The organism is Fastidiosipila sanguinis (assembly GCF_002998295.1).
Classification (GTDB): domain Bacteria; phylum Bacillota; class Clostridia; order Saccharofermentanales; family Fastidiosipilaceae; genus Fastidiosipila; species Fastidiosipila sanguinis.
In genome coordinates this window covers 603,810-619,507 of the sequence record NZ_CP027226.1, presented here as the reverse complement: position 1 = coordinate 619,507, position 15,698 = coordinate 603,810, and the positions used below count along the sequence as shown (strand labels likewise).

The 15,698-nt window shown below is 33.1% G+C and carries 11 protein-coding genes; all 11 read left to right on the top strand.

Annotation, left to right across the window (positions count from 1 at the left end):
* The first annotated feature begins 47 nt into the window (after positions 1–47).
* Positions 48–761: a UMP kinase gene (gene pyrH / locus C5Q98_RS02570; RefSeq protein ID WP_106012167.1), complete on the top strand. Its 714-nt coding sequence runs from the start codon at positions 48–50 to the stop codon at positions 759–761.
* Positions 762–840: 79 nt separating this feature from the next.
* Positions 841–1,407, top strand: a complete 567-nt coding sequence (gene frr / locus C5Q98_RS02565; RefSeq protein WP_106012166.1) for a ribosome recycling factor — start codon at positions 841–843, stop codon at positions 1,405–1,407.
* Between the two features lie 113 nt (positions 1,408–1,520).
* Positions 1,521–2,303 (top strand): isoprenyl transferase, encoded by a 783-nt coding sequence (locus C5Q98_RS02560; protein ID WP_106013063.1) that lies wholly within the window; start codon positions 1,521–1,523, stop codon positions 2,301–2,303.
* Complete coding sequence (locus C5Q98_RS02555) at positions 2,303–3,262, top strand: phosphatidate cytidylyltransferase (RefSeq protein ID WP_106012165.1); 960 nt, start codon at positions 2,303–2,305, stop codon at positions 3,260–3,262. Before C5Q98_RS02560 ends, C5Q98_RS02555 begins: the two co-directional genes overlap by 1 nt.
* Positions 3,263–3,313: 51 nt before the next feature.
* The gene (gene rseP, locus C5Q98_RS02550; RefSeq protein WP_106012164.1) at positions 3,314–4,618 is read left to right on the top strand and encodes an RIP metalloprotease RseP; all 1,305 of its coding nucleotides are present in this window, start codon (positions 3,314–3,316) and stop codon (positions 4,616–4,618) included.
* A 2-nt stretch (positions 4,619–4,620) separates the two neighbouring features.
* The gene (locus tag C5Q98_RS02545; protein WP_106012163.1) at positions 4,621–9,273 is read left to right on the top strand and encodes a PolC-type DNA polymerase III; all 4,653 of its coding nucleotides are present in this window, start codon (positions 4,621–4,623) and stop codon (positions 9,271–9,273) included.
* Positions 9,274–9,294: 21 nt separating this feature from the next.
* Entirely contained in the window at positions 9,295–11,793 is a 2,499-nt protein-coding gene (gene priA / locus C5Q98_RS02540) for a replication restart helicase PriA (RefSeq protein WP_106012162.1), read from the top strand.
* A 69-nt stretch (positions 11,794–11,862) separates the two neighbouring features.
* Positions 11,863–12,342: a peptide deformylase gene (def, locus tag C5Q98_RS02535; RefSeq protein WP_106012161.1), complete on the top strand. Its 480-nt coding sequence runs from the start codon at positions 11,863–11,865 to the stop codon at positions 12,340–12,342.
* 30 nt (positions 12,343–12,372) lie between these two features.
* Positions 12,373–13,335, top strand: a complete 963-nt coding sequence (fmt, locus tag C5Q98_RS02530; RefSeq protein WP_106012160.1) for a methionyl-tRNA formyltransferase — start codon at positions 12,373–12,375, stop codon at positions 13,333–13,335.
* 38 nt (positions 13,336–13,373) lie between these two features.
* A complete protein-coding gene (rsmB, locus tag C5Q98_RS02525; protein ID WP_158695688.1) occupies positions 13,374–14,855 on the top strand; it encodes a 16S rRNA (cytosine(967)-C(5))-methyltransferase RsmB in 1,482 nt (493 codons plus the stop codon).
* Positions 14,856–14,943: 88 nt separating this feature from the next.
* Positions 14,944–15,690: a Stp1/IreP family PP2C-type Ser/Thr phosphatase gene (locus tag C5Q98_RS02520; protein WP_158695687.1), complete on the top strand. Its 747-nt coding sequence runs from the start codon at positions 14,944–14,946 to the stop codon at positions 15,688–15,690.
* The last annotated feature ends 8 nt before the right edge of the window (positions 15,691–15,698 follow it).

The window sequence follows — 15,698 nt, the reverse complement described above, 5'->3', positions numbered from 1 at the left end:
AGTTTTTTTATGGTAAGATTATATAAGCAAACTAGTAGGAGTAAACTATGAGTAATTTAAAATATAATAGAATTCTACTTAAGTTATCTGGGGAAGCTTTGGCCGGAAATTTAAGTAAAGGAATAGATTCAAACACAGTTAAGTCTATTATTGAAAGTGTCTGTGATCTTCATGATTTAGGTGCTGAAATTGCTATCGTTGTCGGTGGCGGTAACTTTTGGAGAGGTGTCCAAAATAATGATATCGAAAGAGTAACTTCAGACCATATTGGAATGCTAGCAACATGCATGAATGCTCTATACGTCTCTGATATGATAGAAAAACATGGCAAAAAAACTAGAGTATTAGGCGCTATAGAGATGAAAGAAATTATGGAGCCTTTCATTAGAAGAAGAGCTGTTCGACACTTAGAAAAAGGTAGAATTGTTATTTTCGCAGCAGGAACTGGTAATCCATACTTCTCAACAGATTCAGGAGCTGCCTTAAGAGCTGCTGAAATTGATGCAGATATTATATTTAAGGCAACAAATGTTGATGGTGTATTTGATAAAGACCCTAATAAATTCTCTGATGCCAAGTTATATAGAAATGTTACTCATGAAGAAATCTTACAAAAGAACCTAAAAGTTATGGATGCTACTGCAGCTGCATTATGTAGAGATAATGATATTGATATTGCAGTATTTAATTTATCCGATCCACATAATATAGTTAAACTAGCTCAAGGCAAAGACGTTAATGCAACATTAGTCAACAGTTAGTTATAACAATATAAAATGGTGATTTTTAGCAAAAATTTACTTTGATAAACATTATAAGATTAAAATTTTGGAGGTTGTTATGGCAGACTTTAATGTTAATGATACAAAAGAATATGAAGATAGAATGCAGAAAAGTATAGACTTTTTGCAGGATGAACTTAATAATATTCGTGCTGGTAGAGCAAATCCTAGAGTATTAGATCAAATTACGGTAGATTATTATGGAGTAGCAACTCCATTAAATCAGGTAGCTTCAATTACTGTACCTGAGCCAAGACAATTATTAATTCAGCCTTGGGATAAAACTCTTCTTGAAGAAATTGAAAAAGCTATTTTGAATTCAGATCTTAGCTTGAACCCAAATAATGATGGCGCAGCCCTACGTCTACATTTCCCAACTCTAACAGAGGAAAGACGTAGAGACTTAACAAAACAAGTTGATAAGCTTGGAGAAGAAGCTAAAATTTCAATACGTAACCTTAGACGTGAATATTTAGACAGAGCTAAGAAAGCAGAAAAATCCTCTGAGATCTCAGAAGATGAGCTACGCTTAGCAGAAGAAAATATCCAGAAATTAACTGATAAATATACTGAAAAAGTTGATGAAAAGGTTAAGTCTAAGAGCGAAGAATTAATGGAGATTTAATTCAAATTAACGGCGATAATATAGTGCAGCCGCTAGAACGGCTGCATTTATTATAATTAAAACTACAGCAAGGTCATTTGATAGCAGGTATTAAAATTTTGGAAAATCAATTCATCTCAACATTTTTTAATAGAAATAAATCAAACTCTGATAGTGAACAAATTGGATCAGAAGATCTAGAGTCTTTTGATGATATTATTGTTCCTGACCATATTGCCATGATTATGGATGGCAATGGACGTTGGGCAAAACAGAGAGAGTTGAGCCGTTCTGAAGGACATTTGGAAGGAGCTAAAACTTTATACTCCATTGTTGATTTTTGCAGAAAAATAAACCTCAAGTATTTGACAGTTTATGCTTTTTCTACTGAAAATTGGCTTAGACCAAAAAGCGAAGTTAATTTTCTAATGTCTCTTTTAAAGAATATGTTTAATAAATATATTAAAGAAATTGTTGATGGAAACATTAGAGTTAGAATTTTAGGAGACAAGAATAATATTCCAAAAGCTACTTTGAGTATTATTGAAAAAGCAGAAAAACAAAGTGAAAATAACACAGGCTTACAGTTTATTATTGCTTTTAACTATGGTGGTCGTAGAGAAATTGCCAATGCAGCTAAAGAAATAGCAAAAGCATATTCTAATGGTGACATTAGTTTAAATGATATAAACGAAGATAACTTTCACAACTACCTCTATCTTCCTGATGTCCCTGATCCAGACTTAATTATACGATCAAGTGGTGAGATGCGAATTTCTAACTTTTTACTGTGGCAATTAGCATATTCTGAGTTTTGGGTTTCCGATATACTTTGGCCAGATTTCAAACCAGAAAATCTAGTAGAAGCTATTAGGGATTTTAATAATAGAGATAGACGTTATGGAGGTATTAAATAATGGATAATCCAATTAATATACAGAGTGATAATAAGAGATACTCAACAGGAATAATTTTATTTTTAGTGTTCAGTGTTTTCTTTATTGCATCCATTTGGGTAAGATGGATTTTTATTGCTTTTTGTTCATTATTACTAGTAGTAATGACTATCGAGCTGACAAATGCCCTTAGGAAAAATTTTAAACCGCTTTATTATATTCCTATTCTTGTAGCTAGTTTTACAATGCTTGCACCAACAATAATTTGGTGGCAATACAAAGATCTAACTAACTGGTACTTGCTGAATAATAGTAACCTACCACTTGATGCTAATTGGCAGACTAATTTTATTTGGTTGTTAGCATATGGAGCCTTAACTTTTATTATTGCTTTTGTTTTAGTTTCTACACTTAATGTTGTTATTAGAGTTGTGCTTAAAGGACCTAACCATCTTCCACATGCAATTGCTGAGAATACTAGTGCACTTTATGTAGCTATTCCTATGGTCTCTATAGTATTATTTACCTTTGCTGTACCAAATGGATTTATTTGGTTAGTATTGGCACTAATAACACCTATGATTGTTGATATTGCTGCATATGCTACAGGCAAGTACCTTGGAAAAACTCATATGCTTCCAAAAGTAAGTCCTCATAAAACTTGGGAAGGATTCTGGGGTGGTACTTTGGCAGGAACATTATTCACTTGTATATATTTCATGATATTCTTCACCGGGAATTCACCATTACAAAGCATTGGCAAGAGTAGTTTATTTGGCCTAGTTGCAGGTTTGATTCTGAGTATTAGTTCACAACTTGGTGATTGGCTAGCTTCAAGTTTAAAACGTTGGTGTGATCAAAAAGATTTTGGTGATATTCTTCCTGGTCATGGTGGTGTATTAGATAGAACTGATAGTATTATTTTCTCAGTACCAACTGCTTTAATATTAGCAATTGTTTTCTATCTTTTGAAACACTAGAACTTACTAGTAATAATTAACTTACTGATTTACCTAGAATGGAGTTAAATAATGTCTAAACTATTTGGCATAATAATTGGTTTGCTTATTTTAAGCTTGATTTTAATAATTCATGAAGCAGGACACTTCTTTGTTGGACGTAAACTTGGATTCAAAGTAGTTGAGTTTAGTATATTCATGGGTCCAAGACTTTTATCTTGGGAAAGAAAAGGTGTGCGCTATTCAATTAAAGCTATTCCTCTTGGAGCATCTGTAGAATTTGCTGGTGAGTACAGTGAAGAAGGTGCTGCTCAAAATATAGAAGGAAACTTTTTTTCACAAGCAATTTGGAAACGTGCACTTACAATGCTTGCAGGTCCTTTTTCTAATTTAATAGCGGCATTTATAGCTTTTATTTTATTATTCTCAATTAATGGATTTTTTACTACTACAATTGAATCAGTAGATACCAACAGTTTAGCAACCTCTGCAGGAATACAAGCTGGTGAAGAAGTCTTGGAGTTTAATAATTATAAGGTAAACACAGACTTTGACTTAAGAATTTCTTCATCATTTATTGATGCAAAAGAAAATTTTACTATAAAAACAAAGACTCCTAATGGAGAAATTAAAACTTATAATATCGAACCAAAAACTGAAAAGACTTATAAATTAGGTGTTCAGCTTAATCTAGATGAAGATAATAGTCTATCGATTGCAAAGATTGATAAAAACTTCAATCCTGACGCTAGTAAATTTGTACTTGGTGATAAGCTTCTAGAAGTAGAGGGCGAAAAAATTACTGCAGACAATATGCAAAGTTTATTGCATAAACATGGAGAAAGAGGCTCTGTAGATATTAAGGTATTACGTGGTTCAGACACTGTTTCACTTAATATTAAATTAGCTGAAGCAGAAAATATATTACCTTTAGGCCTAGAACTAGAGAAGAACAATAATGCCTTAGGTATTGTGCCTCACGCAATAAGTTATATGTGGTCTTATACCAAAGGTACTGGTGCAATTCTAGGAAAAGTCATAACAGGAAATCTTCCTGCTAGTGATGCTTTGACTGGTCCGGTGGGTATAATAAGTACTTTGGGTACCGTTGCGACTCAATCAAGTGTCAATCTTGGTATTAAACTATTAAACTTATTATCACTATTTGCTTCAATATCATTGGCTCTAGGTATTGCAAACCTTATCCCAATTGTACCTATGGATGGTGGACAGTTAGCATTATTATTAGTAGAGAAAATACGTGGTAAGCGTTTAAGTGTAAAAGCAGAAAATATAATTACCATTATTGGTTTAGTTATTTTTATGTTATTGTTTGTATTTGCATTAGGAATTGATATAGGAAGGATATTTAAATAGAAATGCTAAAAGAAGAAAGAAATACTGGTGGCAATCAAACATTAGATATTTTGATCAATATTTTAGCTGAGCAAAGCAATACTTTTCCTGTAAATAAATATGAAAATAAATCCAATCTCAATCATGGTCTTATTGAAAAGCTAAAAGAATGGTCACATTCAATTAGTCGCTTTGTTGTTGCAGGTAATTCATGCAATATTTATATTAATTCTTATAGCAGTGTTGCAAGTGAGACTTTAATAGCATCTGAAAAAATCTTATCAAAGTACCTAAAGGTTACTAGTGTAAACCTATGTTTAAACTTACACAAAGAACTAATGTTGTCAGATAATTTTCTTGCTAGTTTTTTACCATGGGCAGGGGAATACATGATTCATCAAGATTTTGCTGTATTCTCACTATTGCTTAATGATATTAAAGCTAAATCAAAATCTAATTTAATACAATTGAGTGTTAGTGCAGCTCAAAGAAAAATTTTCAGCCCTGATAACTGCAAACTTATCGAGGATTTCTACCTTAATAGATTAGGTATTGAAGTACAGTTAGACATAAATGTAGACAATCAAAGAGATTCTGCTACTTCTATTTTCAATAATTTAAGAGAAGAGTCTTTTTATAACTTCACGCGTGAGCAATATAATCAAAGTATTGAAGAAGACTTACTTGCTGGTAGTAAAAAAGTTATCAAAAAAATTGATGAACATGGTGATCTCATCTCTGAAGTTATTGAAGTCAAAACAATTCCAGGTGACAAAAATGCTGAGGATAATGAGTTGCCAACAAATACTAATAGTTCAAAGAGAAATAAATCTAATTCGTCTCAAAAAGACAATAAAAAGAATTCTTTTAGAAGATCACCGAATCATGTATACGGAAGATTAGATTCAAGACTTGAATTAATTAAAGACTTACGTACTTTAGACTCAGAGTCAGGTAGGGTAAGTGTTTATGGTAAAGTTGCATTTTACGAAGAGAAATTAGTAAGTAATAACACTAGAGTTTTAATTAAGTTTGCAATTCATGGTGAATCCGGTGCTTTAACATGCCTACTTTTCTTGAATGATCCTGCTCAAGCTGAGAGTTTTCATGACAAAGTAAAAGATGGTGTCTACGTACGTGCAGATTTAGATGTTAGTTACGACGGTAAGTTCACTAAAGATCTACAAGGTTTTGTTCGTGGTATTGAGTTAGCGGAAGGACCTGTACCTAGAAAAGATAATGCCCCAGTTAAACGTGTTGAATTGCACATGCACACAAACCTCAGTGAACGTGATGGTATTAGTAGAACTCGTGACCTTATAAATCTTGCAGATAGTTTCAACATGCCTGCTGTAGCAATTACCGATCATGGGGTTGTACAAGCCTATCCAGAAGCTGCTGATCAATTAGCTAAACTAAGAGCACAAGGAAGCCAAATGAAGCTTATTTACGGCTGTGAAATTTACTTCATGGACGATGGAGATGCTGTTGCCTATGGATTTAGAGATCTTGATATAGATTCTAGAATTGTTGATGTTCGCATTATAACTACTGGTGACAATGTCAAAACAGACAGAATTCTGGCTTGTTATGCTTTAGAGTTTGTTCGCTCAGCAAATAGTAGCACATTTGAAGCTGGAAATAGATTCATGACATATTTTAATCCTGAAATTGACTTAAATCCAGAAATGTTATCTGAGTTGAATATAAAGAAAGAAGACATTGAAACTGCACCAAAATCTTTGGAAGCTGTATCAATGCTTCACGATTTTATTGGGGATGCTGCTGTCAGTTCAGAGCAAGGTCTTGATATATTAGGTTTCTTGCGCTACGAAGCATATAGAACTCCGAATTATGACGACCCAAGAGATAAGTTTAATCCTACATTTATTGATATACCTTCAGTTAAAAGAATATTTGCAGAAGAAGTAAGTGCAATACCTAAAGAAGACTTTGCAACGGCAGAAGAACTTCCTGAGGTTTATCGCAGTAATTACTCAAGTGCATTAACTTTTATAAAGGTATGGGAAAAACATGATTTTATACCACTTAGAGAGTTAAATATTCTTGCAGGACAAGACAGCTTTGCAAAAGTTACTGAATACAAGAACAAACCATATCATGGAATTATCTTGGTACAGGATGCACTAGGACTATATAATCTTTATCGATTAATATCTGAATCTCATGTCAGATATTTTAAGAATCGTCCTAGAATGCCTAAGAGCTTAATAAAATATTTAAGACAAGGAATGTTCTTGGGAACATCTTGTGAAGCAGGACAAGCTCTAAGACGAATTAGACAAATTTACATAGAAACAGAAGGTGACTTTGAAAAATCCAAAGAAATATTAAAAAATGATCTTAATATTCAAGAAAAAATGGCAATATACGATTATTTAGAAATTCAACCTTTGGGTAATAACCTATTTATGTTAGATAAACCAAATAACTATGTAGACAGTCTAGAGGATATTATCAACCTGAATAAACTTGTTCTTTATCTAGCTGAACTCTGTGGCAAAATGGTTGTTGCTACTTGTGATGCGCACTTTTTAAACAAAGAAGATGTTATATATAGAGAAATTCTACAAGCATCGGCAGGTTTTGATACCAACGAGAACCCAACTGTACTTTATCTACGTACTACTGAAGAAATGCTTAAAGAATTCTACTATCTAGATGATGACTTGGCTTACGAAATTGTTGTTACAAATACTAATAAAATAGCAGCACAAGTTAGTGAGGATATTTTGCCATTTCCTCCAAGTAACTATCCACCTGAAATTGAAACTGCACCTCAAGAGGTTAAATCAATTACTTGGGATAGATGTAATGAACTTTATGATGGCAAGGATGGTATACCTGAAATTATCACATCAAGGGTGGAGAGAGAGCTAAGCTCTATAATAGATAATGGCTTCAGTGTTATGTATTATATTTCTCATAAGCTTGTTAAACACACTAATGAGGATGGATATATTGTCGGCTCTAGAGGATCTGTTGGATCATCCTTTGTAGCTTACTTATGCGGTATTACTGAGGTTAATCCATTACCACCTCATTATGTCTGTCATAATTGTAAATACTCAGAATTTACTGATCCTAATGCTTATGGATCAGGCTTTGACCTGCCAGAAAAAAGCTGCCCAGAATGTTCTGAATTATTATTTGGTGAAGGGCAAAATATACCATTCGAAACCTTCCTAGGATTTAATGGTGACAAAGAACCTGATATTGATTTGAACTTTTCTGGTGAGTATCAGCCTTTTGCCCATCAGTTTATTATTGATATGTTTGGTGCTAGCCATACATTCAGAGCAGGTACTATCACTAGTTACGCTGAGAAAAATGCCATAGGTCTAGTTAGAAATTATGCAGAGAAAACAGACACTTTTATGACTAAAGCAGAAGCAGAAAAACTAGCTCTGGGTTTAAACGGTATTAAGAGAAGTACTGGTCAACACCCTGGTGGTGTAGTTGTTATCCCTAAAGACAGAGAGATTTTCGATTTCACCCCAATACAATATCCTGCAAATAATACTGATGCTGCGATGACCACGACTCATTTTGACTTTAACTCAATGCACGATACTATACTTAAATTGGATATTCTAGGTCACGATGACCCCCAAGTTCTTAAAGTTATGAGTGATATTAGTGGTCTAGATATTATGAGTATCCCTGTACCTGACAAAGATGTTATGCGTATATTTGAGAGCTCCGAGGTACTAGGAATTCCATTAGGAACAACACCAGATAACTGTGGGACCTTGGGTATTCCTGAAATGGGTACTTTAATGGCTAGAGATATGATCAAGGAGACTAATCCTAGCAGCTTCTTTGATTTAGTTCAGCTTATGGGTTTATCTCATGGTACTGATGTCTGGCAAAATAACGCTCAAGATCTTATTCGTTCAGGTACTTGTACACTGGATGAAGTTATAGGTTGTCGTGATGGTATTATGACTTCATTAATAGCTTGGGGTCTCGATCCATTTGCATCATTCCAAATAATGGAGAAAGTTCGTAAGGGTAAAGGGTTAACACCTGAACATGAGGCAATGATGATAGAAAATAATGTTCCTGAGTGGTACATTGAATCATGTAAAAAAATTAAATACATGTTCCCAAAAGCTCACGCAGCAGCTTATGTTATTTCTGCTTTGAGAATTGCCTGGTTTAAAGTGCATCAGCCAGCTACATACTATGCTGCATTTTTCAGTGTAAGAGCTGATGAATTTGATTATGCACTAATGAATCAACCATTAGAAAAGATCACAAATATGCGAGCCTCAATGAGAAAGAATTTCCACCAACTTACAGATAGGGAGCAAAAAATCTACTATATAATTGAGCTAGTAGAAGAGATGATGCTTAGAGGAATTAGTTTTGCAGAAATTGATATAGAAGAAGCAAATGCCAGAAGGTTTAAAGTCATTGACGATAAGCATATTATGCCTGCATTAAACTCAATTAACTCTATCAGTACCACAATGGCAAATAATATAGTTGAAGCAAGATCTGATGGTAATGGAGAATTCAAGAGTCATAAAGATTTAATGACACGTAGTGGCTTAGGTCAGTCTGCTATTAAGAATTTAGCTGAAAATGGAATTCTAAGTCACATCCCAGAAAGTGCTCAGATTACACTTTTTGATATGAATAAATTCTAATAAACTGAGGAGAAAAATACTTTGTCTAAATTTGTAAAAATTTTCTTAAGAAAAGCTCTAAGCAGCTTCGATAGGATCTATACATACAAAGTCCCTGAAACTATGCTAGAAGATATTAGCATAGGACGCAGGGTTTTAATTCCTTTCGGTAAAGGGGACAGATTTAACGAGGCCTTTATTTTCTCTATTTTAAATTTAAAAGAAAGTTCTGAAGCAGAGAAGCTTGGGGATAAAATAAAATCTTTAGCTGCAGTATTAGACAAAGGGCCATTACTGAGTAATATGCAAATCAAATTACTCGCTCAAATGAAACAACTTTACTCTTGTACCTATGGTCAAGCAGCCTCCTTAATGCTACCTGCCGGATTCAATTTACAATTAGCCGAAATAATAACGATTACTGATCTAGGATTAGATGAATTAGATGATACATTTATTGAAATTGCTTTGGAGATTAGCAAGAAGAAAAACAAATTTGAATTAAGTAAGTTTAAGTTTAATCTTGATGATTTTTTACTCAAATCATATAAACGCAATGATTTAATCTCCTTAGCTAAGGATGGTTTAATTAATATTAATTTAAGTAGTGATCAGAAAATAAAGCGTAAAAGCAATGAGCATGTTAAATTAATAAATCGAGAGGAAGCAATTAGTTTATTTGAAGATAGTGCTTTAGGATCAATACAACAAGATTCTATTATTGAATATTTAATAAGCTTTGAAACTGCCAGCACACAAGAAATTATTCAAAATTGCAATGTTAAAAGAAACAGTTTAAAAACCCTCGAAAGTAAAGGATTAATTGAGTTTTTCCACAAAGAGATTTCAACAGATGATATAGAAGTTGATTCTTTTGACCCTGAACTCTTGCCAAAGAATTTCAATGTTGTTTCTGATAATGACTTGAGTCAAGAGCAAATAAATGCCATTGCCTCAATAAACTCAAGTATAAATAACAGACTTAACAAAGAGTTTTTGCTTTATGGAATAACAGGCTCTGGTAAAACTGAGGTCTATATAAGAGCTGTGAGAAATTGCTTATCTAAAGGACAAAAGGCGATACTTTTAGTACCAGAAATTGGCCTAACTCCTCAAATGGTAGGGCAATTTAATCTACATTTTCCAGAAAAAATTACTGTTCTTCATAGTGGTTTAAGTCAACGAGAACGTTTTGATAGCTGGGAAAAGATCAAGGCTGGAGATTTCGAAATAGTTATTGGTGCACGTTCTGCAATTTTTTCTCCTTTAGATAATTTGGGCTTAATTATTATCGATGAAGAACAAGAAAGCTCATATGCCTCAGATATGTCGCCTTATTACGACGCCAGGACAATAGCCAGACTACGCTCTTTAAATGAAAATGTAACATTAGTCTTGGGATCTGCTACACCGAGTTTAGAAACTTTTTACCGTTCTCTAGATGGCAAAGCTGAGAGACTAGAACTTAGTGCTAGAGCTGGAATGGCTGATTTGCCTCCAGTAGAGATCATTGATTTACGTCAAGATTGGAATACTGACACTGAAGGAATAATAAGTAATCATCTATTTGAAGCAATGCAAAAAACTTTAAATAGAGAAGAGCAAGTTATGTTGTTTCTTAATAGGAGAGGTTTCGCAAGTACCGTACTTTGCTCTGAATGTGGTCAAAACATTGAGTGTCCTAATTGTTCAATCACTTTTACTTATCATAGGGATAAAAATCTATTAATCTGCCATTACTGTGGAACCACTGAGAAATTGAGTAAAATCTGTAAGCATTGTGGTGAAGAGTCCATAATTAATTATGGATTTGGTACCCAAAAACTAGAAGCTATTTGCAGAAAACTCTTTCCTGAAGTTGATATCTTTAGAATTGATCAAGACACTAGTACAAATTCTAAGAAACAGGCTGCATTATTCCAAAAATTTAGAGAAAGCAAGTCAAGCATACTTATTGGCACTCAAATGATAGCTAAAGGCCATAACTTTCCTAGATTAACTCTGGTTGGAATATTAAATGTTGACCAAATGATTAGTAGAAACGATTACCAAGCTGCAGAACATGCATTCCAATTAATAACTCAGGCAGCTGGTCGTGCCGGGCGTGCTGATTTACCTGGTAAAGTTTATATACAAGCTTTTGATGTTGATAATTATGCAATCCAGGCTAGTTCAAGACATAATTACAAGGAATTTGTTGAGCAAGAACTTAACTTTCGTAAAGCCCTGAAATATCCACCTTTTAGTACTTTGGCCCACATTACAATAAGCAGTGAAAATAAAAATTTGACAGCACAAGCTAGTCGTGAATTGTACGATATTATAGAAAAAACTATAATTGATAATAACTTAAATGATTTAATTGTTTTAAAGCCTGCACCTGCAAACCTTTACAAACTTCAAAATCGCTGGCGTTGGAATATAATTATTAAATCAAATGGCGAGGATCAAATTAAAAAATTAAGTTCGCTTTGGCATAAAATATCATTAATGAAAAATAATGATTTAATAAGAGTCAGCTTTCGCTTAGACCCAGCTTAATAATTAGGCTAATCAAAACTATTTTGATATAATAAATTTTAGCTTTATAAAAATCAAAGGAGAAACAATATGGCAATTAGAAAAATTGTTACAGAAGAGGATCCAGTATTAAGAAAAAGATCTAGAGAAATTAAAGAAATTGATGACAGAATTAAAGAACTAGCCCAAGATATGATTGATACTTTGAACGAAACTAGCAATGGTATTGGATTAGCTGCACCACAAATTGGTGTTTTAAAAAGAATTTTCATTATTGATATGCGTGAAGATGAAGATTCTGAACCTATTATATTTATTAATCCAGAGATTATTTCAAAAGTCGGTACATTTGAACACACTGAAGGTTGTTTGAGTATTCCTGATATATGGGGAGAAATTAGAAGACCAGCCAAAGTTACTGTGAAAGCAACTGACTTAAATGGAGAAGAATTTACTTTAAATGCAAAAGGACTTATGGCTGCTTGTGTTGAGCATGAAACTGACCACTTGAATGGTATGTTATATGTAGATAGAAAGAAACAACAAGAACTAGGTGTAGATGTAGATTAGTTTTTAATCTCTAACTAGAAGGGGTGTTTAGTGAATATAGTATTTTTTGGAACTCCAGATTTTGCAGCTGAAGTTTTACAAGGTTTGATCAGAACAGGGCATAAACCAGTCCTATGTGTTAGCCAACCTGATAAACCACAAGGCAGAAAGCAAATTATTAAACCAACTCCCGTGCACGAAGTGGCGAATGAGTACGGCATTGATTTAATTCAACCTAGAAAAATCAAGACGGATGAGTTTTATGAAAAAATTAAATCCTATGAACCTGACTTCATTGTTACAGCCGCTTATGGAAGAATTTTACCAAATAGAATTTTAAGTTTAGCTAAGTATGAAGCCGTAAATGTTCATGGATCTTTATTACCTAAATATCGTGGCGCAAGTCCTGTTCAAGCTTCTTTATTAGCAGGAGATAAACTTACAGGTATAAGTGTCTTACGAATGACGGCTGAGTTGGATGCTGGCCCAGTATTTAGCACAGCTGAATTTGAAATTCCAGACTTAATGCGTTCTGATGAGTTAATGCTAGAATTGGCTAAAATTGGAGCAGATTTACTTCCTGGAACTTTAGATGGTATTTATAATGTCGATATAAAACCTATACCACAAGATGATAGTCAAGCAACATTCTGTGGATTAATTGATAAAGAGATGGGACAAATAGATTGGAATCAGCCAGCCCACCAAATCGAAGCACAAGTTAGAGGTCTATATCCATGGCCAGGTGCATATACCTATGAAAAAGGAAATCGCATTAAAATTCATTTAGCTAAAGCATATTCAATCGATGATTGCTCTGACTTACCTAATAATTATGATGAACTAAACAATGGTACTGTTGTTTCCTTAGCAAATAAAAGCATTTGGGTTAAAACTGCTTCTGGTGTATTACAGATACTAGAAGTGCAAAAGGCTAACTCTAAAGCTATGCAGACAAGTTCAAATTATCATAACTATAATGTTGCAGAAGATATCTTTACAAATGAACCTTAAATTACATTTATTATATGTTTGAAGATCGAAGGAGTATAATGTCGAAAATTACTGATCAACAAGATAATATTTCTGAAATAAATAATATTGATAGTAAATATCAGAAAGCATTACAAAAATTCAACAAATTTCCTGAATCAAAAAATGCTAGAGAATTGGCTTTTACAGTACTTTATCAAGTTTATACTTTAAACGCATTTTCTGATATCGCTATTAATAGAACTTACAATAATTCCAAATTAAACGAACAAGAAAAATCTACTGCAACTGCTTTTATCTTGGGAACAATAAATGAAACTTTTAGCTTAGACAATATAATTAAAAAGTTATCTAAGACCAAAATCAACAAACTAGATCCAAGAGTATTAGTTATATTACGCTTAGGTCTATGGCAAATTTACTTTTCCAATCAAGCAGAACATGCTATTGTTTCTGAAACAGTCAAACTTTGCAAAAGATTTGGAGTAAGCTCAGCTACATCATTAGTCAATGCAGTTTTAAGAAATTCACTTAGAAAAATACACAAAGAAAATTTAAATAATATTGAAGCAAATAAATATGATAAAGCTGGATTTACAAAAGAATTATATGAACATTTTCTTTATGAACTCGGTGATGAAAATGAAGTTAATAAATTAGCTAAGTTCTTGAAAGGCAGCCCAGAATTAAACGTTAGGATAAGATTTAATTCAGAAGACACTAAAAGTAATCAAGTTAAACAAGTAACAAAATTACTAAATGAAGAAGAAATTTCAATTATACCTGCTTATTTTCAAGAAGATTCTCTGCATCTAAACTTAAACGGAAAATCACTGCATCAATCTGAAGCCTGGAAATCTGGAGAAATTAAGGCTCAAGGTGAGAGTGCCATGTTACCAGCGATAGCATTAAATCCTCAAGCACATGAAAATATTGCTGATATCTGCGCTGCACCTGGGGGCAAAACTATTCAAATTTCTGATCTTAGTAAAGGGAAAGCTTATATTCTTGCTTCTGATATCCAAGAACACAGAATTGATTTATTGAATTCTGAGCTTAAGCGACTTGGAATACAAAATGTCAAAACAAGAATAGCTGATGCCTCAAATATTGAACAATGGCGTAATTATGAAAACTATTTTGATAAAGTTCTACTAGATGTTCCATGCTCTGGTCTAGGTCTATTACAAAGCAAACCTGAATTAAGATTAAGTTGGAGCCAAGAAGGAATTAAAGAATTAATAGAAATCCAGCAAAAAATTCTTAATGTTGCAAGTTACATACTTAAACCAGGTGGATTAATGCTTTATTCTACTTGTACTTTGAATACAGCAGAAAATTCTAATCAAGTAAATAATTTCATAAAAGATAATCCTAATCATAGTCTGGTATCAATGCGAGACAATCTCGCAGAAATTTTAGACAACTTGATTAATTTAGATTCCAGCCTAGAGCAACAAGTAGATAAAGGTGAGATTACACTTTGGCCTCAAAAAGTTATGTCTGAAGGCTTCTATTTAGCGCTAATTAAAAAGCTTTAATTATTATTTAATAGTTAATTATTTATTTTTTTTAATACTGTATAATATATGAACGAATGTTATGACTAAAGGAGGTTATAGTCAGAATATGTATACAGCTTCTGTCTTTGGTGCTGCGACTAATGTAGGTCTAGTTCGCAAAAACAATGAAGACAGTTATTCTTTTTTAAGATCAAAAGATAAAAGATTTGTTCTACTTATAATTGCTGACGGTATGGGCGGTCATAGTTATGGTGAAGTCGCAAGTCAAATTGCTGTGCAATATTCTACCTACGTTATAGATAACTCTTTTAGAGAAGATATGACAGATCAGGAAATATTAGAAATGTTGGGAAATGCTGTAGAGGCATCCAATATTCAAGTGGAATTAGAAACTAAATTAAAACCTGAGATGTCTGGAATGGGAACAACTCTAACGATTGGATTAATCATTAACTATAAATTTTACATTGCTCATGTAGGTGATAGTAGAATTTATCTGCTAAGAAATGATAAGTTCTATCAACTAACCAAAGATGATACTTATGTCCAGTCTTTAGTAGATTCAGGAGAGTTAGATGCAGATTTGGCAGATAGCCATCCACAACATAACCTACTTACAAAAGCTATTGGTAGCCCAGAGCAAATTTGTCCAGAATTAATACAATATACTTTGAATAGTTCAGACAAAATTTTGTTTTGTACCGATGGCCTCTATGATGCATTAAGTAACTATGAAATTAAAAATATATTAAGCAAGGAAACAGATCCTGATATTTGTGCTAATAAATTAATTAGTAAGACTTTAGAAAATGGTGCTCCAGATAACGTTACAGTTATTGTGGGATTTATTTAGTGAGGTAT